Here is a 16,710-nt window from a genome sequence, read left to right as displayed (position 1 = left end):
GTGGACGTAGGGGCGGGCGGGAATGGGCTTCTTTGACGGACTCATGGGTGGCCGGAAGGGCGAGTTCGACTCCGGCAGTGCGGCCACGAACGCCATCGAGCTGACCAAACGGCACCACCAGGTCTCCCTCACCAAGCAGGGAGCGGCCACCGGACACCTGCGCGTCAACCTGAACTGGCGCATGCGGACCTCCGACATAGGCGGCTCGCCCCGCGAGTCCCTGCTGCGGCACCCCTTCAAGGCCCTGAAGCCGCCGGAGGTCATGGGCCACAGCCAGAGCATGGTAAACGTCGACCTGGACCTCGGCTGCCTCTACGAACTGATGGACGGCTCCAAGGGTGTCGTACAACCCCTCGGGGGCTACCTCGGGGACACCAACGGACCGCCGTACGTCAAGCTCAGCGGCGACGACCGGTTCGGCTCCGCGTCCGGCGAGACGATCTACATCAACCTCGACCACCGGGATGAGATCAAGCGCCTGCTGGTCTTCGTCTACATCTACGACCAGACCCCGGCGTTCGACCGCACACACGCGAGCGTCACGCTCTACCCGAGCAACGGCCCCCGCATCGAGATCCACCTCGACGAACGCCACCCCCAGGCCCGCTCCTGCGCGGTCGTGATGATCGAGAACATCAAGGGCGAGCTGATCGTGCGCCGCGAGGTGAAGTTCGTCTACGGCTTCCAGGCCGAGCTGGACCGCCTCTACGGGTGGGGACTGCAGTGGGGCCGGGGCTACAAGGCGAAGGCGGAGCGCTAGTCGCCTCGCAGGTCGGGCCGGCACCCGTCCTGCCCCCTGCCTCCCTCGTCAGGGCCGGATGAACTGCGGCCCCTGGGGAGGCAGTCGGACGTCCGGGGCGGGGGCCGTCGTCACCGGGGGCGGATAGCCGTAGCCGCCGTAGGCCGGCTGGCTGGTGGGCTGCGGGTAGCCGTACGCGGGCTGGGTGGCCGGCGGCTGCTGCGGATAGCCGTAGTCCGGCTGGGCCGGGACCGTCGCCGGCCGCTCCGGGGGCAGCGGCTGGGCGGAGACGTCCGGCTGCTGGGGCGCGGACGCCGAGTCCGGCCGCTGCAGGGACGGCTCCGGCGTCGTCTCCGACTCGTCCACCGTGATGCCGTAGTCGGTCGCGAGCCCCCGCAGACCGTTCGAGTAGCCCTCGCCGAGGGCGCGGAACTTCCAGCCCTCTCCGCGGCGGTAGAGCTCGCCGCAGATCAGCACCGTCTCCTTGCCGGTCTCCGGCTTGATGTCGAAGTGGAGCAGCGGCTCGCCGTCCGCGACCGACGCGTCGTACAGCAGGATGCGTAGCCCCTGTACCCGGTCGAAGGTGACGTCCTCCGCCGAAGCGACCAGCAGAATCTGACTGATGGCGGGCTCGACACCGGCCAGATCTGTCTGGATCGTGTCGGTGGGACCCTCGGCGGCACGCTTCTTGCCGAGCCACCAGACCTTCCCGGAAGGGTGCCGGGGCTGGTTGTAGAAGACGAAGTCCTCGTCGGAGCGCGCACGACCGTCGGGGCCGAGGAGCAGCGCGGAGGCATCGACGTCCGGAACTCCCGGCCCGGGCGCCCAGCGCAGCACGGCGCGTACCGTGGTGGCTTCCAGCGGGACGTTCGACCCCTTCAGCATCGCGTGCGTCATGCGGTCATCCTGCCCTCTCGGTCCTGGTCACGACAATGCGGGGGGCCTACAGCCCACCACCGTTGTGCCCGCTGGCGTTACCAGAAATTCATGACCCACGGGAACCCTTGACATGGGTCCATACGTACTATTACCGGCCACCTGTTCTCAGAATCCACAGGCTTACCTTGCGCCACGGGGGAGTTTTATGCGTCATTTCGGGCACATCGCCCCTGGGGTGCGACAGCGCCTCTTCCATCAGGAGCCGTGCGAGTTCACCGCCGACTCCCCGGCCCGGCTGCTCTCCGTGGCCCTGGGCGCCACGCTCTACAGCCCGGCCACCAGGCCGCGACTCGCCGACGACGTCGTCAAGCAGGCGGCACTCGGCGTGGTCTCGATGGTGCTGTGCCTGGAGGACTCGATCGACGACGCGGACGTCGCCGCGGGCGAGGAGAACCTCGTCCGGCAGTTCGCCGACCTCGACGCGCGCACGGACGTGGCCGTCCCGCTGCTGTTCATCAGGGTGCGCACGCCCGAGCAGATCCCCGACCTCGTGGAGCGCATGGGCGCGACCGTCCGGCTGCTGTCCGGATTCGTGTTCCCGAAGTTCACCGAGGAGAGCGGCATCCCCTTCCTGGAGGCGCTGGAGCGGGCCGAGACCGTGAGCGGACGCCGGCTGTTCGCCATGCCCGTCCTGGAGTCGCCCGAGCTGCTCTACCGCGAGTCCCGGGTGGAGACCCTGGAGGGCATCGCCCGCGCCGTCGACAAGTACCGCGACCGGGTCCTCGCGCTGCGCCTGGGCGTCACCGACTTCTGCTCCTCCTACGGCCTGCGCCGCGCCCCCGACATGACGGCCTACGACGTCCAGATCGTCGCCTCCGTGATCTCGGACGTGGTGAACATGCTGGGCCGGGCCGACGGCACCGGATTCACCGTGACCGGGCCGGTGTGGGAGTACTTCCGCGTCCCCGAGCGCATGTTCAAGCCGATGCTCCGCACCAGCCCCTTCCTGGAGGGACAGGCGGTGGAGCTGCGGGTGAAACTGATCGAGCACGCCATGGACGGGCTGCTGCGGGAGATCTCCCTGGACCAGGCCAACGGCCTGATGGGCAAGACCTGCATCCACCCCTCCCACGTCCTGCCCGTGCACGCGCTGTCCGTGGTCAGCCACGAGGAGTTCAGCGACGCCGCGGACATCGCGCGCCCCGGACGGGACGGCGGAGGCGTGCTGAGGTCGGCGTACACGAACAAGATGAACGAGGTGAAGCCGCACCGCGCCTGGGCCGAGCGGACCATGCTGCGGGCCGAGGTCTTCGGCGTAGCGCACGAGGACGTCAGCTTCGTGGACCTGCTCGCCGCGGGCATCCCCGGCTGAGTCTCACCATCCAGGGCCTCACTATCTAGGGAATCGTCATCAACGCAGTGAACAACGGGGTCTGGTCCGGGACCTGGGTCGCCGAGCGGCTCGGGATCGAACTCGTGGGCGACACCAAGCTGACCGACCTGCTGGGGCTGGCCCTGCGCCGCAACCCCAAGCGGGCGCATCTCCTGGTGTCCAACGTGCTCGGCAAGCACGTACCGCAGGCACCGTCCGTCGTCTACGGCTACGGGTTCTCCCTCGGTCGCCGGGTACGGGATCTTCTGGGCGCCGAAGAGGCCCGCGCCGCCGTCGTCCTCGGTTACGCGGAGACGGCGACGGGCCTCGGCCACTCGGTCGCCGACGGCATCGGCCTCGCCCCGTACCTCCACTCCACGCGCCGCCCCGTCGAGGGCGTCGCGGCGGCGGGCGGCTTCGAGGAGGCCCACTCCCACGCCACGTCCCATCTCTTGCTGCCGGAGGATCCCGCGCTGCTGGTCGGCGCGGGGCCGTTGGTACTGGTCGACGACGAGTTCTCCACGGGGAACACGGTCCTGAACACGATCCGGGATCTGCACGAGCGGTATCCGCGGGGGCGGTATGTCGTGGTGGCGCTGGTGGATATGCGGTCGCCCGCCGACGCCGGGCGCCTCTCGGCGTTCGCGCGGGAGATCGGTGCGCGGGTGGATCTGGTGGCGGCGGCTTCAGGCACCGTGAGTCTGCCTGAGGGGGTGTTGGAGAAGGGGCAGGCGTTGGTGGCGCAGTACGAGGCGGAGGGTGCGGCAGCAGGTAGTCAGTCGTCTGCGGCGCCGTCTCGGCTGGTCGCGCAGTTCCCCGCGCCCCTAAAAGATGAGGGCGTTGCACTCGACGCCAACCCGGAGGCCAACCCCCCAGGGGCGCGGGGAACTGCGCGACCAGCCCCCACCGACCCGCACCCGCCCACCGAACCCCTCCTCGGCCGCATAGACCGCGTCGAACTGCTGTGGCCCCGAGGCCTCCCGGACGGTGCAAGACACGGCTTTACCCCCGCCCACCGAGCCCGCCTCGAAAACGCCCTCCCCGCCATGGCGGCCCGCCTGGCCGAGGCACTCCCCGCCGACGCGCGGAGCGTCCTCGTGCTCGGTTTCGAGGAGCTGATGTACACGCCCCTGAGACTCGCCCGCGAACTCGAACAGGTCGCCGACGCCGAGGTCCGCTACTCGACCACCACCCGCTCACCCGTCCTCGCGGTCGACGACCCCGGCTACGCGATACGCAGCCGCATAGTCTTCCCGGCCCACGACACCCCGGCCGACGGCCCGGGCGAGCGGTACGCGTACAACGTCGCCGCCGGCACGAGCACCCCCGGTTTCGACGCCGTCGTCGCCGTCGTCGACTCCACCGCCGACACCCCCGAACTGCACACGCCGGACGGCCTGTTGGCCCAGCTCGCGGCACACGCCCCGCAGATCCTGCTCGTGGTCGTCCCCTCCTACGTACCCGAGCCCCTGTACGTCCCCGAAAGGCCCCCGATGCTGCCCGAGCCCCTCCGCGGCCCCGCCTTCTCCTCGTACCCGCCCGACGAGGTCGGCTGGCTGCTCCAGGACCTCTCGGACGTGACCCTGGAAGCGCCGACCGAGGAGCGCGAGGAGGCCATCCAGAGCGGCGGCGCGCACTACGCGGAGTCGCTGCCGATGGAGTACCAGCCCAGCGAGCAGTACCAGGAGCTGTTCCAGGAAGCACTCAAGACGTCCGCCACCCGGATCGCGCAGGCGGTCGGCGCCGTCACCGAGATCGTGCTCGCCGAGCGGTCGCCCCGCCCGGTCCTCGTCTCGCTGGCCCGCGCCGGCACCCCGGTCGGCGTCCTGATGCGCCGCTGGGCCCAGTTCCGGCACGGCGTCGAACTGCCGCACTACGCCGTCTCGATCGTGCGGGGCCGCGGCATCGACGTCAACGCGCTGCGCTGGCTGGCCGCCCACCACGACCCGGCCGACGTCGTGTTCGTCGACGGCTGGACCGGCAAGGGCGCGATCACCCGCGAACTCGCCCAGGCGGTACGGGAGTTCGAGGCCTCCGACGGAGTCACCGGCTTCGACCCGGAGATCGCGGTACTGGCCGACCCGGGCTCGTGCGTGAAGACCTACGGCACCCGCGCGGACTTCCTCATCCCCTCCGCCTGCCTCAACTCCACCGTGTCCGGGCTCATTTCACGCACCGTCCTGCGCTCCGACCTGGTCGGCCCGCACGACTTCCACGGCGCCAAGTTCTACCGCGAACTCGCGGGCGCGGATGTGTCGGTGGACTTCCTGGACGCCGTCGCCGCCCGCTTCCCCGAGGTCACGGACGCGGTCGACGCCCAGGCCAAGGAGCTGCTCTCCGGCGACCGCACCCCAACCTGGGAGGGCTGGGCGGCAGTTGAGCGGATCAGCGAGGAGTACGGCATCCACGACGTGAACCTCGTCAAGCCCGGCGTCGGCGAGACCACCCGCGTGCTGCTGCGCCGGGTGCCCTGGAAGATCCTCGCCCGGGCCGGCGCGGGTGCCGACCTGGACCACGTACGCCTGCTCGCCGAACAGCGCGGCGTACCGGTCGAGGAGGTCGGCGAACTCCCGTACACCTGCGTGGGGTTGATCCACCCCCGCTTCACCCGCGGGGCGACCGGCGCCGACGGCAAGGCGGTGGCGGTCTGATGCCGGTACTGGTGGCGAGCGACCTCGACCGTACGCTCATCTACTCCGCGGGCGCCCTCGCGCTGACCATGCCCGACGCCCGGGCACCCCGGCTGCTCTGCGTCGAGGTGCACGAGAGCAGACCGCTGTCCTTCATGACGGAGACGGCGGCCGGACTGCTCACCGAACTCGGCGACGCGGCGGTCTTCGTCCCGACGACGACCCGGACCCGTAAGCAGTACCAGCGCATCAACCTGCCCGGCCCCGAACCGAAGTACGCGATCTGCGGCAACGGCGGCCACCTGCTCGTCGACGGCGTCTCCGACCCCGACTGGCATGCCCGCGTGACGGCGCGACTGGCCGACGAGTGCGCCCCGCTGGCGGAGATCGAGGACTACCTCGCGGCTACCGCCGACCCCCTCTGGCTGCGCAAGCAGCGCAACGCCGAGGACCTGTTCGCCTACCTCGTCGTCGAACGCGAACTGCTGCCCGAGGAATGGGTGAAGGAACTCGCGGCCTGGGCGGAGAACCGCGGCTGGACGGTGTCCCTGCAGGGCCGCAAGATCTACGCCGTCCCCAAGCCGCTCACCAAGAGCGCCGCCATGCACGAGGTGGCCCGCCGCACCGGCGCCGAACTGACGCTGGCCGCCGGGGACTCACTCCTCGACGCCGACCTGCTGCTCGCCGCGGATCGCGGCTGGCGCCCGGGACACGGGGAGTTGGCCGAAACCGAGTTCACGGCCCCCGGCATCACCGCCCTGCCCGAGCGAGGTGTCCTGGCCGGGGAGCGGATCCTCCGAGAGTTCTTGAAGGCGTCCGGGGGCGCTCGGCCAACGGCCAACGGCTAACGGCCAATTGCCAACGGTCAGGAGCAGCAGCCCCCACCGCAGCAACCGCCTCCGCCGCCCGTCTGGGGCGCGGGGGCGGACTTGGAGCCGCCGCCCACGGCCACCGTCGACAGCAGCTTCACCGTGTCGTCGTGGCCGGCCGGACAGTCGGCGGGCGCGGCCGACTCGGCCATCGGGCGATTCAGTTCGAACGTGTCGCCGCAGGTACGGCAGCGGTACTCGTAGCGAGGCATGCGCACAGGTTAACCGGCGGCGCGGGATCGACGTAGCCGCATCGGAGACAGCGAGAGAGACAGCCGTACGCACTCCAAGGGAGTCGTACCACTCTCAGTGGACGCCCCCGCGCTCCTCCCGGATCTGCGCGACCACGCGCGCCACCGACTGCCGTACCGCTTCCGTCTCCGTCAGGAAGTGCCAGTAGTCGGGGTGGCGGCCCTCCAGGGTGGTGATCGCGCGATCCAGCCGGGCCACGGCCTCGTCCAGCGGGCGGGCCTGGCGGGGGTCGGGGGTGTTGCGGCCGGTCATGGCCAGGCGCTGGGCGTCCCGGATGGCGAAGCGCGTACGGTCGATCTCCTGCTGCGGATCCTTCTGCACGGCGTTGAGCCGGCGCAGCCGGTCGCCGGCGGCCGAGACCGACTCGTCCGTCGTGTTCAGCAGCGCGCGGACCGTCGACAGCAGCGCGGTCGCGTCCGGCCAGCGCTGGGCGTCCCGCGCCGACTGCGCCTCCTTCAGCTTCAGCTCCGCCTGCCGTACGTTCTCCCCGGCCTGGTCGGGCACGTGCTGGAGGTCCTGCCAGCAGGCCGCGGTGAACCGGCGGCGCAACTCGCTCAGCACCGGATCGACCTGCCCGGCACGGGTGGTCAGCGCCTGCGCGCGCGTGCGCAGCGAGACCAGCCGGTGGTCGATCTCGGCGGCCTTCTCCGGCAGCCGCTCGGCCTCCACCCGGACGCCCTCGGCCTCCCGCGCCACCCGCTCGGCCCGCTCCAGGGTCTCCGGCACGCCGTGCTGCCCCGCGCCCTGGTTGAGCTTGGTCAGCTCGGGGGCGAGGGCGGCGAGCCGGGCGGCGAGGTCGTCGGCGCGCAGCCCCGACTCCCGTACTGCGTCCAGGGCGTTCGACGCGGCGAGCAGGCCCTGCCGGGCCCGTTCGACCGCCGGGGCCAGGCGGGCCAGCTGGGTCTCGGCCTTGCCGATCAGCGGCCCGAGGCTGTCGCCGAAGCGGTCCAGCTCGCGCTTGACGTTCGCCAGCTCGTCCTTGGCCTTGGTCAGCTCGGTCCGCGCGTGGGCCGCGACCGACGCCTCCAGCTCGTCCCGGTCCAGGTCGTGCGCGTCGACAGCCTCGATGTACTGCTGGCTGGCCTCGTCGATGCGCCGCCCCAGCGCCTCGAAGTCAGCGACCACGCGCCGGGCGGCCGGCGAGTCGTCCACGGCCGTGATGGTCTCTATCGAGATCCGCAGATCCCGCTGGGCGGTGTCCAGCTCGTAGAAGGCGGCCGCCGCCGCGTCCTTCGCGGCCTGCGCCTCGGCCCGCTGGCTCTCGGCCCGGCCACCGAACCAGCGCCGCGTACCGCCACCGGCGAACGCGGCGGGCAGCGCGAGAGCGACGACCAGCGGCAGCGCGAGGAGGGTGAGGGTGTCCCGCACCGACGGCGAGTACGGCTTCCCAGGTGTCGCCGTCACATGCCTCTCCCGAGCTGTCATCCGTCCTTACCGTTACCGGTGTCTCGTTTCATTCTCCCACCGGTTAAGGACGAACACACGGGCCGGTTAGTTCGCGGTCTCCAGGGTGACTTTTCCGTCACCGGTGTGGGCGGTCACCACATGCGGGCTGCCGCTGTCGCGGGGCACCGACACGTCCACCGACCCGTCGCCGGTGTCGGTGGTCACACGGTACGAGGCACGCGGCAGCGCGATGGTGACGGAGCCGTCGCCGGAGCGGGACTCCACCAGGTCCGGTACGGCGCCCAGTTCGAGGTGGACGGACCCGTCACCGGTCTGCGTACGCACCCGCCGCGAGGAGACGTCGGCGTGCACGGACCCGTCGCCGGTCCGCAGCTGAAGCGGCCCGCTGGAGTCGGTCACATGCACGGACCCATCACTCGTACGAATATTCAACGCGTCCTGGAACCCACGGGCCCGCACACTCCCGTCCCCGTCCTCGACCTTCACGGCGACCCCGCGCGGCACCTCGATCCGATGCTTGGCCTCACAGTCGGCGACGACCCCGCTGCACGTCATCCTCAGCACCAGCCGGTCACCCTTCATGGACCAGCTCACCTTGGGATCCTTACCGATGGCGACGCTCCCCTGGAACCACCGCGTCACCTCGACCTTCCCCGCCGCGTTCGAGTCCGCCGCGACGATCTCCAACGCCGAGTCGTCGGAATCGACGGTGAGCGTCTTCCCCTCCAACGCGAACGTCCGGTGATCAGGATCCTTGTCGTCCCCGGCGGACGCCCCACAGGCGGTGGCGCCCCCGACCAGAAGAGCGACGGCTCCGATGGCGACGGCGGTACGGGCGGTACGGGTACGGGCGGTGGACATGCGGTCCATGACGGGCTCCCCCTGAGGCAGTTGTGCAGGCTCTACGACCGTACGGAGCGGGGGGCCGAGGGGGGATCCGGGCCGCTCCCGGATCGGGGGTGGGGATAACCCCCGGGTGATCCCTGAGACGCCGATACGCGTTTGCGGGGCAGTGCCTCCGGCAAGGTAGGCTGTCGACTCGTCTTGTCCCGGGTGCGTAGCTCAGTGGTAGAGCGCCTGCCTTACAAGCAGGATGTCGGCGGTTCGAAACCGTCCGCGCCCACATCGGAATGACATGAGAAGGCCCCGACCGTATCGGTCGGGGCCTTCTATGTTCGAGGGCGCGTCAGTTGCTCTCGTCCCCGCGTGCATGCTTCAGCCTCGTCCGTGCCTGGACGCGCTCCCCCTCCGTGATCTCCACCCAGAAGCGGTGGGTGGTGACGAAGACGGCCAGTTCGTGTTCGCGTTGGCGGAGCTTCTCCACCTCGGCCTGTTCGTCGGACGTCCAGCCGGGGGAGGCGGGGCGTTCCACCTTGCGCCAGCCGCCCTCGTCGCTGAAGCCGTCGAGGGGTACGACCGACCAGGGCAGCCGCTTGAGCAGGGCCGACAGCTCGGACCGGACCTGATGCAGCTCCTCCTGACCGGCGAGGAGGTCACTCGGAAAGTCGTAGGTCGTAGCCACGGTGCAATGGTACGCCTGTTCGAATTTGGGATGCGAGTTCCTTCGGCGGGTTCATGCGAACGGGTGTGGCCGTACAGTGGACTGGATAGTCCACTTTTGGGGAGTTGTGGCATGCCCGGTGAGCTGACGGCGAAGGGGAGGGCGACGCGTAGCCGCATCGTCGAGGGGGCCGCGGCGGTGTTGCGGGAGAAGGGCGTGGGCTCGGCGACGCTGGACGACGTCATGGCGCGGACCCGCACCAGCAAGAGCCAGCTGTTCCACTACTTCCCGGCGGGCAAGGACGAACTCCTCGTCGCGGTGGCCCAGTTCGAGGCGGATCGGGTGCTGGAGGACCAGCAGCCGTATCTGGGTTGCCTCGACTCGTGGGAGGCCTGGGGGCGGTGGCGGGACGTGGTGATCGAGCGCTACGAGGCGCAGGGGGAGCAGTGTCCGCTCGGGTCACTGTTTCTTCAGGTCGGGCGTTCGACTCCCGGGATGCGGGCGATCGTGATCGAGCTGACGTGCCGTTGGCAGGAGAGTCTGGCGAGAGGCATCCGGGCGCTGCAGGCCGGTGGCAGGCTGCCCGCCGACCTCGATGTCGACACGAGGGCCGCGGCGCTGCTGGCCGCGATCCAAGGGGGCGTGTCGATCCTGTTGTCGACGGGGCAGTCCACCCACCTGCGGGCCGCTCTTGATCAAGGGATCGCGGATCTGCGGCGCGCGGGCAGTGGCAGTGGCAGTGTCATGGCGTGACCTGGCGGGGTGGGGCGAGGGTGGAGGCGGGGGCGGGCGGCTTCAGTGAAACCGCCCTGCTCCCCGGCGCCCTCGGACCCGTGCCGCGCCTCAGCCCGCGATGACAGCCGCGGTCGTACGACCGCCGTCGACGTCGAGCACGATGCCGTGCACGAATGAAGACTCGTCGGCGGCCAGGTACACAGCCGCGTTCGCGACGGCGTCCGGAGTGCCCATCGCGCCCGCGGGTGTGCCCTTCATCATGATCTCGGCGGGGTGGGCCCGACCCGGCGCGGGCGTCTGCACCACGCCCGGGGAGATCGCGTTCACCCGTACTCCCTGCGGCCCGAACTCCGCCGCCCAGGCCCGGGTCAGCGTCTCCATGGCGCCCTTGGTGGAGCTGTAGAGCGCGCCGATCGGGATGCCCAGGCGGGCGACCCAGGAGCCCAGGTTGATGATCGCCCCGCCGCCGGCCGCCACCATGGCGGGGGCGACGGCCGCGGTCAGGAAGAACGGTGCCTTCACGTTCACGGCGTAGACCTGGTCGAAGGTCTTCTCGTCGGTGGCCGCCGTGGTGTCGCCGGGGTAGATGCCGGCGTTGTTGACCAGAACGTCGATTCGGCCGCCGAGGACCCGCGTCGCCTCCTGGGCCAGCGCCTGTGAGGCGGCGGCGCTGCCGTCCAGGTCGGCCCGTACGAAGTCGGCGCGGCCGCCGCGGGCACGGATGCCGTCGACGACCTCCTCGCCCCGCTCGGCGCTGCGGCCGGATACGGCGACGTGTGCCCCCTGGGCGGCGAAGGCCTCCGCGGTCGCCCGCCCGATGTTGCTGGTCGCTCCGGTCACCAGGGCGGTCTTGCCCGCAAGCCGCATCGACATGTTCCACTCCGTTGCTTGTTCTCCACCGTCAATCCGAACCGGGCCCTGGGTGGTGGGGCGGCCAGGACGCGGGTGCCACTGTGCTTCGGAAAAAATGGACTAGCAAGTCCAGAAGGTGGAGGCGATCAGGGGGAGCGTGGAGCGGCGGCGCATCCCGCGGGGGCCGGAAGCGTCCGGCCCAGGCGTGCGAGTGGGGAGAGCGCCATCAGCACGGGGGAGAGCAGCATTGCCGCAGCCGTCACCAGGAGACTGGTACGCAAGGTCCACTCCTCCGCCAGGAATCCGCCGAGGAGGGAGCCGAGCGGGGTCATCCCCATGCCGGCGAACGTGATCGTCGCGGCCACGCGTGCCTGCATCCCGTCCGGAGTGACCGCCTGCCGGACGGTCATCACCGTGACGTTCACCAACTGGCCGCCGGCCCCGAACACGAAGCCGACCGCGAGGAGCGCGGCAACCGTCAGCGCGGAGGAGCCGTGCAGCGCGGGTACGCACAGGAACGCGCCGTCGCCGAGTGCCGCCGCGGACACAAGCACCGGGCCGTGGCCGAACCGGCGCGGCAGGCGCGCGGCCAGCACCGAGCCCAGGAGCGCGCCCGGTCCCGTCGCCGCGAGCGCCAGGCCGACGGCGGTGCCCGACAGGTGCAACTCCCGTGGGAGGTAGAGCAGGTAGCCGGTCATCGTGGCCGCGAAGGAGAACTGGAAGGCGGCCGAGGCGAGGCATACGGTCCGCAGCGAGGGGTCGCCGATGACGAACCGGAGGCCCTCGTGGATCCGGCACCTTATGCGCGGGGGACGTTGCGTGCGCTCCGGGAGCGATTCGCAGTGCCGGATCCGGCGGATCGACAGGAACGACAGCGCGAAGAACAGCGCGCTGGAGGCGGCGGCGATCGGCGCCGACAGCAGGGACACCAACGTGCCGCCGAGGGCGGGACCGCCGATCTGTGCCGCGGACCGGCTGCCTTCGAGGGCGCTGTTGCCCCGTACCAACTGATCGCGTGTCACCAGCCGTACGAGAGACGCCTGGTAGGCCACGTCGAAGAACACGGACAGGACGCCGACGGCGAAGGCGACCGCGAACAGGGCGGGCAGGCCGAGCAGGCCGAGCATGCCGGTCACGGCGGCGGCGCCCAGTGCCAGGGTCCGGCCGGCATCCGCCAGCACCATCACCGTGCGGGTACGCCAACTGTCCACCCACGCGCCGACGAAGAGCGAGAGCAACAGAATCGGCGCCTGTCCCACCGCGCGGAGGGCACCCAACTGGCCGGCGCCGGCGTCCAGTGTCAGGACGGCAAAGAGCGGAAGCACCAACAGGCTTGTGTGTTCGCCGAGTTGGGAGGCCGTCTGGCCGACCCAGAGGCTGCGGAAGTCGCGGCCCCGCCACAGGCTTGACGGAACAGAGGGAACGGGGGAAGGGGAGGAAGCGGACGGCACGGAGTCCTCGGGTTGCCGACGACGACAGGGGAGAAGGCTGGCTGTGCCGCGACGACAAGGGCAGCACGCGATGACGGGCCGATCACGGCCTACGACGTCAACGCGCGCTCGGACGACCGGGCATGGGTCTTCGCTCCTCGTGGCTCACTCGCCGGATCAGGATCAGAATCAGGACCCTAGACCTCAATCGGGCGGGCAGGAAAGGCGATTAGTGCCGGGACGGACCGCCGAGCGCCTCGTATCGCTCGAACGTCACCGCCGGCGGCAGCGCGGTCCGGTGCGGGCAGGCCTCGAACGCCTGGATCACGAACCCCGCGAAACGGCGGGAGGCGTTGGCCTGGAGGGCGGGCGACGTGGCGTATATCCCCTTGTTGGCCATGAGCATCAGGACGAGGTCGTCGAGCGTGAAGTCGGGCCGCAGGCGCCCCGCTTCCTTGGCTCGCCGAGCCAGTGCGGCGACCGCTTTCAACTGGTACTCACTGCTTTCCGCCACAGCCGTGATGTCCGCTCCCGGCAGCGTCGACATGAAGGCCTCGGTGAACCCCCGGTCGCGCGCGTGCAGTTCGCAGATCTTCTCGATGACCGTACGGAAGCCGCGCCACGGATCGGGGTCGGCGCAGGCCTCGTCGACGATGTCGCGGCAGGCGCGCAGTTGGTCCGCGAAGGCCGCGGTCACGAGCGCCTGCTTGGTCGCGAAATGCCGGTACAGGGTGGCGGGCCCGACCTCGGCGTGCCGGGCGACCTCCCGCATCGGCACGTCCAGGCCCTCGGCGCGGAACAGTGCTCGGGCCGCGTCGAGGATGCGTTCGCGGTTGACCTGCGCGTCGGAGCGCAGCGTGTGAGTCAAATCGTCGGTCACGCTCTCACTTTAGCCAAACGGACGGGGGCGTCCGTTAGCGTCCAAGGCTGTGGGTGCAGCCGCCTCGTGCAACCCGGAACTGGACGGAGACGACGTTGAAGGCCATCGAGATCAAGGCGTTCGGAGGGCCGGAAGGGCTGGCCGTGGTGGATCTTCCGGCACCGGCGCCCGCTGCCGGTCAGGTCCTCGTCTCCGTGGAGGCGGTGGGTGTCGGCGGCGTGGACACCCTGATACGAAGTGGTGCGCTGGCCTCCTATGGCTTCACGGAGGGGTTCGTCCCCGGCGGCGAGGTGGCGGGCACCGTCACCGCGGTCGGGGACGGCGTCGACAGGTCGTGGATCGGGTGGCGGGTGTGGGGGTCTCCCGGCGCGGGCGGCGGCTACGCCGAGCATGTCGTCGCCTCGGCGGAGGGGATCGTTCCGCTCCCCGCGGGTCTGTCCGCCGTCGACGCGGTGACGCTCGGCAGCGCCGGGACCGTCGCCCAATTCGCCCTCGTACACGCCCATTTCGTAGCCGGCGAGACGGTCCTGGTACGCGGCGGGTCCGGCAGCATCGGGCTCATGACCGTACAACTGGCGGCGCGCGGCGGGGCCGCGGCGGTGGCGGTCACGACGTCGTCGGCCGAGCGGGGTGAGCGCCTGCGCTCGCTCGGTGCGACCCACGTCCTGGACCGCTCCGGAAACGGCGGCGAGGGCGCGCCCGCCGGCTACGACGTCATCATCGACATCGTCGCCGGCGCCGACCTGCCCGCGTTCTTCGACAAGCTCAATCCCAACGGCCGCCTCATCGCCGTCGGCGCGGTCGCGGGCCAGCCCCCGGCGGACTTCGGTACGAAGATCATGGCCGCGTTCCAGCGATCGCTGACCTTCGCCACCTTCAGCCTCGCCACGGTGAGCGAGACCGCCCTGCGCGCCGAGCGCAGCGAGCAGTTCGCCGCCGCGAGCCGCGGTGAACTCAAGACGGTGGTCCATGAGGTGCTACCGCTGGACCAGGCCGTATCGGCACACCGGAAGATGGATGCCGGTGAGGTGTTCGGCAGGATCGTGCTGATCCCGTAGACCTTGCTGTGTCCGAGCACTGGGGCGATCACGAGGAGCACACCGGGCACGGCTCGCGCGTGGCCCGACCTCGGGCCGGTGGAAAACGGGGTGCGGGTGCGTGGTGCCGGCGCCTAGCGTGAGCGGTATGCGCGTTGTCTTCACCAAGGGCCCCGGTACGAGTTACGACATCGCGGTGCACCGTGAGACCGGCGCGGCGCTGGCTCCGCGCAACGGTCCCGGCGGGCATCCGTATCTGCCGCACGACCTGGTGCACTTCCTGGTCGAGGCGGAGGCGGGGATCAGGCTCGGGGTGTACGGGCGACTGGCCGCCGGTGACAACGGTCTGTTCTGGCCCGCGGATCCCGCCGAGCGGAACAAGGCGGCCCGCCGCCGCAGGTCCAAGCGGACGACACCGTCCCCGCAGGCGCACGCGGACATGGCACGCTCGGAGGAACTGGCGGCCATCGCGGTTCCTGTCTGGGAGATCCGCCGCGGCCACACGAAGACACTCCCGGCGTATGTGCGCGCCGACGAAGTCCCCCCGGTCGTCGACCACATCGTGGCCCGCTTCGACGCGTACGCGGACCGCTGGCACGCCTTGCCGGTGGGCGGGAGCCTCGAACTCAGCTGGTAGGGCTGGGTCGTTCGACCGTGTGGGCGGTTGCGGAGGTCGGTGTGCCGGCCAGGATCTGCACTCCGGCCGCCTCGTGTCCATTCATCGTGGCGACGGTGACGGGGCGGGTGTCGATGGACGTGAAGTCGGCGGGCAGGTCGGGGAACCAGTCGCTGGGGTGGGGGCAGACGGCGCCGTCGTTGGTGCGGAAGACCCCGTAGGCGCTGCCGTACCGTTCGGCGTGTCTGGTGTAGCGGTCGCGATTGCGCTGGTCGTTCTGCGACAGCAGATCGCTGAGGTAGAGCTGTCCGCGTGGTTTGAGGACGCGGCTCCCCTCGTCGATCAGCCGTCGCTGTGCCTGATCGTCGGGGAGCCCTCAGCCGGTACGCCGTGATCCTCGACTACGGCTGCGCATACGGCCGGACCATGAGCGCCCTCGAACGGCAAGGCTTCGGCAACCTTTCCGGCGTCGACACCTCGCCGGGGATGATCTCCCGCGGCCGCGACCCAGTAGGCGGTCTGATTGTTGAGGTCGGACATGGCAGGCGTCTCCGTCGGTGTCTTCAGCCTGTGAAATCGACGACCATCACAAAAAGGCAGAGGAAGAGGAGTGTGCCGGACCCGACAGCGGACGCCAAAGCCACCTTTCCGTTCGTCACATCTTTGGGCGCCACCACATTGGACGTGTCATTGGGGTCGTAGACCACCTCGATGACACCACCCACCGGGACGGGCGCCCATTCGAAAGGCCCCACACTGGTCTGAAGCCTGATCCCGGCATCCGAAGTGAACTGCACCTGGAGCCAGGTCGACCCGTTTTTGTCTGTCTTGGAGTTGACGCACGTCGCCGGAACGCGAATCCCACGCGTACGCAGCGCGCGGCCTCGTTTGTGGGCCGTGACGGAAAACCACAGGATGAAAGCCGCTATAAGGGCAATAGGGATTGCGGGCCCGCCCATGTCGTTCCCCCTCCATCGCGCAAAAAAGATCAACATCTTGTACCAGCCCACTCGCACACGCGTCAAGGATTCGAGGGGCGCGCAGGACCAGCCGTTCGGCGTAGAGGGTTAACGATTCGTCAGGTGAACAACGTGGGCGGCCCCTCAACCGGGCCGGGATGCATCGCAATACTCAGGCACGCATCCAACTGACCGCCAGGCACAAGCCTGTTCGCGTCGTCGGCCTTCACTGATCAAGGAGTTCCGCTTGCGTATTCGTCGTATGGTGACCAGCGCCCTCGGTGTCACCGCATTCGCCCTCGCCTCGCTGGGAGCGGTGACCGCCACCGCCGGTCCGGCCGCCGCCGACCCGTGCGGTTTCTACGAGACCGGAAGTGACGCCTTCTACAACCACTGCACCTCCGACGGCTCGAACGTCGTCATCAAGGTCAGGGTTGCGATGGGGCCGGACTACGAGCGGTGTGTCGGACCCGGCAGGAGCTGGCTCGGCTCCGCCGGGAGGATCCAGGGGGCCCACTACACGGGCCGTACCTGCTGACGTAACGCTCGCGG

The 16,710-nt window shown here is 70.2% G+C and carries 17 protein-coding genes and 1 tRNA gene; 9 read left to right on the top strand and 9 right to left on the bottom strand.

The features are described from left to right. The first annotated feature begins 22 nt into the window (after nucleotides 1-22). Entirely contained in the window at nucleotides 23-760 is a 738-nt protein-coding gene (locus M2283_RS13340; RefSeq protein WP_280876388.1) for a TerD family protein, read from the top strand. Nucleotides 761-808: 48 nt separating this feature from the next. On the opposite strand, the gene M2283_RS13335 is transcribed toward M2283_RS13340, so the two are convergent. Further along, complete coding sequence (locus M2283_RS13335) at nucleotides 809-1,636, bottom strand: TerD family protein (protein WP_280876387.1); 828 nt, start codon at nucleotides 1,634-1,636, stop codon at nucleotides 809-811. A gap of 187 nt (nucleotides 1,637-1,823) precedes the next feature. On the opposite strand from M2283_RS13335, the gene M2283_RS13330 reads away from it, so the two are divergent. The 3 genes from M2283_RS13330 to M2283_RS13320 are packed head-to-tail and all read left to right on the top strand — an operon-like array spanning nucleotide 1,824 to nucleotide 6,468. Then, entirely contained in the window at nucleotides 1,824-2,990 is a 1,167-nt protein-coding gene (locus M2283_RS13330; protein ID WP_280876386.1) for an HpcH/HpaI aldolase/citrate lyase family protein, read from the top strand. Between the two features lie 47 nt (nucleotides 2,991-3,037). Further along, entirely contained in the window at nucleotides 3,038-5,641 is a 2,604-nt protein-coding gene (locus M2283_RS13325; protein ID WP_280876385.1) for a phosphoribosyltransferase, read from the top strand. Further along, nucleotides 5,641-6,468, top strand: a complete 828-nt coding sequence (locus M2283_RS13320; RefSeq protein ID WP_280876384.1) for an HAD family hydrolase — start codon at nucleotides 5,641-5,643, stop codon at nucleotides 6,466-6,468. The genes M2283_RS13325 and M2283_RS13320 overlap by 1 nt, the downstream gene beginning before the upstream one ends. Before the next feature lie 17 nt (nucleotides 6,469-6,485). Here the strand turns inward: M2283_RS13320 and M2283_RS13315 are convergent, their stop codons facing one another. From M2283_RS13315 to M2283_RS13305, 3 genes are all read right to left on the bottom strand, one after another. Then, the gene (locus tag M2283_RS13315; RefSeq protein WP_280876383.1) at nucleotides 6,486-6,701 is read right to left on the bottom strand and encodes an FmdB family zinc ribbon protein; all 216 of its coding nucleotides are present in this window, start codon (nucleotides 6,699-6,701) and stop codon (nucleotides 6,486-6,488) included. A 94-nt stretch (nucleotides 6,702-6,795) separates the two neighbouring features. Continuing rightward, a complete protein-coding gene (locus M2283_RS13310) occupies nucleotides 6,796-8,145 on the bottom strand; it encodes a hypothetical protein (RefSeq protein WP_432423068.1) in 1,350 nt (449 codons plus the stop codon). 87 nt (nucleotides 8,146-8,232) lie between these two features. Next, entirely contained in the window at nucleotides 8,233-9,018 is a 786-nt protein-coding gene (locus M2283_RS13305; protein WP_432423067.1) for a DUF4097 family beta strand repeat-containing protein, read from the bottom strand. Nucleotides 9,019-9,199: 181 nt separating this feature from the next. Between M2283_RS13305 and M2283_RS13300 the strand changes: the two genes are divergently transcribed. Next, nucleotides 9,200-9,271, top strand: a tRNA-Val gene (locus tag M2283_RS13300). Between the two features lie 63 nt (nucleotides 9,272-9,334). Here M2283_RS13300 and M2283_RS13295 read toward each other — a convergent pair. After that, on the bottom strand, nucleotides 9,335-9,670 hold the full coding sequence (locus M2283_RS13295) for a hypothetical protein (RefSeq protein WP_280876381.1): 336 nt from the start codon (nucleotides 9,668-9,670) through the stop codon (nucleotides 9,335-9,337). 111 nt (nucleotides 9,671-9,781) lie between these two features. On the opposite strand from M2283_RS13295, the gene M2283_RS13290 reads away from it, so the two are divergent. Next, a complete protein-coding gene (locus M2283_RS13290; protein ID WP_280876380.1) occupies nucleotides 9,782-10,402 on the top strand; it encodes a TetR/AcrR family transcriptional regulator in 621 nt (206 codons plus the stop codon). Nucleotides 10,403-10,492: 90 nt separating this feature from the next. Here M2283_RS13290 and M2283_RS13285 read toward each other — a convergent pair whose 3' ends face one another. From M2283_RS13285 to M2283_RS13275, 3 genes are all read right to left on the bottom strand, one after another. Then, nucleotides 10,493-11,257 (bottom strand): SDR family NAD(P)-dependent oxidoreductase, encoded by a 765-nt coding sequence (locus M2283_RS13285; RefSeq protein ID WP_280876379.1) that lies wholly within the window; start codon nucleotides 11,255-11,257, stop codon nucleotides 10,493-10,495. A gap of 125 nt (nucleotides 11,258-11,382) precedes the next feature. Further along, a complete protein-coding gene (locus M2283_RS13280) occupies nucleotides 11,383-12,687 on the bottom strand; it encodes an MFS transporter (protein WP_432423066.1) in 1,305 nt (434 codons plus the stop codon). A gap of 208 nt (nucleotides 12,688-12,895) precedes the next feature. Then, entirely contained in the window at nucleotides 12,896-13,546 is a 651-nt protein-coding gene (locus tag M2283_RS13275) for a TetR/AcrR family transcriptional regulator (protein WP_280876378.1), read from the bottom strand. Nucleotides 13,547-13,641: 95 nt separating this feature from the next. Between M2283_RS13275 and M2283_RS13270 the strand changes: the two genes are divergently transcribed. Beyond that, the gene (locus M2283_RS13270) at nucleotides 13,642-14,604 is read left to right on the top strand and encodes a zinc-dependent alcohol dehydrogenase family protein (protein ID WP_280876377.1); all 963 of its coding nucleotides are present in this window, start codon (nucleotides 13,642-13,644) and stop codon (nucleotides 14,602-14,604) included. 127 nt (nucleotides 14,605-14,731) lie between these two features. After that, the gene (locus M2283_RS13265) at nucleotides 14,732-15,220 is read left to right on the top strand and encodes a hypothetical protein (protein ID WP_280876376.1); all 489 of its coding nucleotides are present in this window, start codon (nucleotides 14,732-14,734) and stop codon (nucleotides 15,218-15,220) included. 542 nt (nucleotides 15,221-15,762) lie between these two features. Here the strand turns inward: M2283_RS13265 and M2283_RS51635 are convergent. Continuing rightward, nucleotides 15,763-16,158 carry a DUF3592 domain-containing protein gene (locus M2283_RS51635; protein ID WP_348538911.1) on the bottom strand — a complete coding sequence of 132 codons (396 nt, stop codon included), beginning with the start codon at nucleotides 16,156-16,158 and terminating at the stop codon, nucleotides 15,763-15,765. A 247-nt stretch (nucleotides 16,159-16,405) separates the two neighbouring features. On the opposite strand from M2283_RS51635, the gene M2283_RS13255 reads away from it, so the two are divergent. Then, on the top strand, nucleotides 16,406-16,696 hold the full coding sequence (locus tag M2283_RS13255; protein ID WP_280876375.1) for a DUF6355 family natural product biosynthesis protein: 291 nt from the start codon (nucleotides 16,406-16,408) through the stop codon (nucleotides 16,694-16,696). The last annotated feature ends 14 nt before the right edge of the window (nucleotides 16,697-16,710 follow it).

The sequence above is a fragment of the Streptomyces pseudovenezuelae genome (genome assembly GCF_029892565.1).
GTDB lineage: Bacteria > Actinomycetota > Actinomycetes > Streptomycetales > Streptomycetaceae > Streptomyces > Streptomyces pseudovenezuelae_A.
Note: the sequence above shows the minus strand (reverse complement) of the source record. Positions and strands in the feature narration are given on the sequence as shown.

What these genes read in the sequence shown, in the direction of transcription:
- M2283_RS13305 (WP_432423067.1), bottom strand. Translation starts at nt 9,018, where the DNA reads ATGGACCGCATGTCCACCGCCCGTACCCGTACCGCCCGTACCGCCGTC.
- M2283_RS51635 (WP_348538911.1), bottom strand. Translation starts at nt 16,158, where the DNA reads ATGGGCGGGCCCGCAATCCCTATTGCCCTTATAGCGGCTTTCATCCTG.
- M2283_RS13320 (WP_280876384.1), top strand. Translation starts at nt 5,641, where the DNA reads ATGCCGGTACTGGTGGCGAGCGACCTCGACCGTACGCTCATCTACTCC.
- M2283_RS13265 (WP_280876376.1), top strand. Translation starts at nt 14,732, where the DNA reads ATGCGCGTTGTCTTCACCAAGGGCCCCGGTACGAGTTACGACATCGCG.
- M2283_RS13335 (WP_280876387.1), bottom strand. Translation starts at nt 1,636, where the DNA reads ATGACGCACGCGATGCTGAAGGGGTCGAACGTCCCGCTGGAAGCCACC.
- M2283_RS13340 (WP_280876388.1), top strand. Translation starts at nt 23, where the DNA reads ATGGGCTTCTTTGACGGACTCATGGGTGGCCGGAAGGGCGAGTTCGAC.
- M2283_RS13315 (WP_280876383.1), bottom strand. Translation starts at nt 6,701, where the DNA reads ATGCCTCGCTACGAGTACCGCTGCCGTACCTGCGGCGACACGTTCGAA.
- M2283_RS13330 (WP_280876386.1), top strand. Translation starts at nt 1,824, where the DNA reads ATGCGTCATTTCGGGCACATCGCCCCTGGGGTGCGACAGCGCCTCTTC.
- M2283_RS13285 (WP_280876379.1), bottom strand. Translation starts at nt 11,257, where the DNA reads ATGTCGATGCGGCTTGCGGGCAAGACCGCCCTGGTGACCGGAGCGACC.
- M2283_RS13290 (WP_280876380.1), top strand. Translation starts at nt 9,782, where the DNA reads ATGCCCGGTGAGCTGACGGCGAAGGGGAGGGCGACGCGTAGCCGCATC.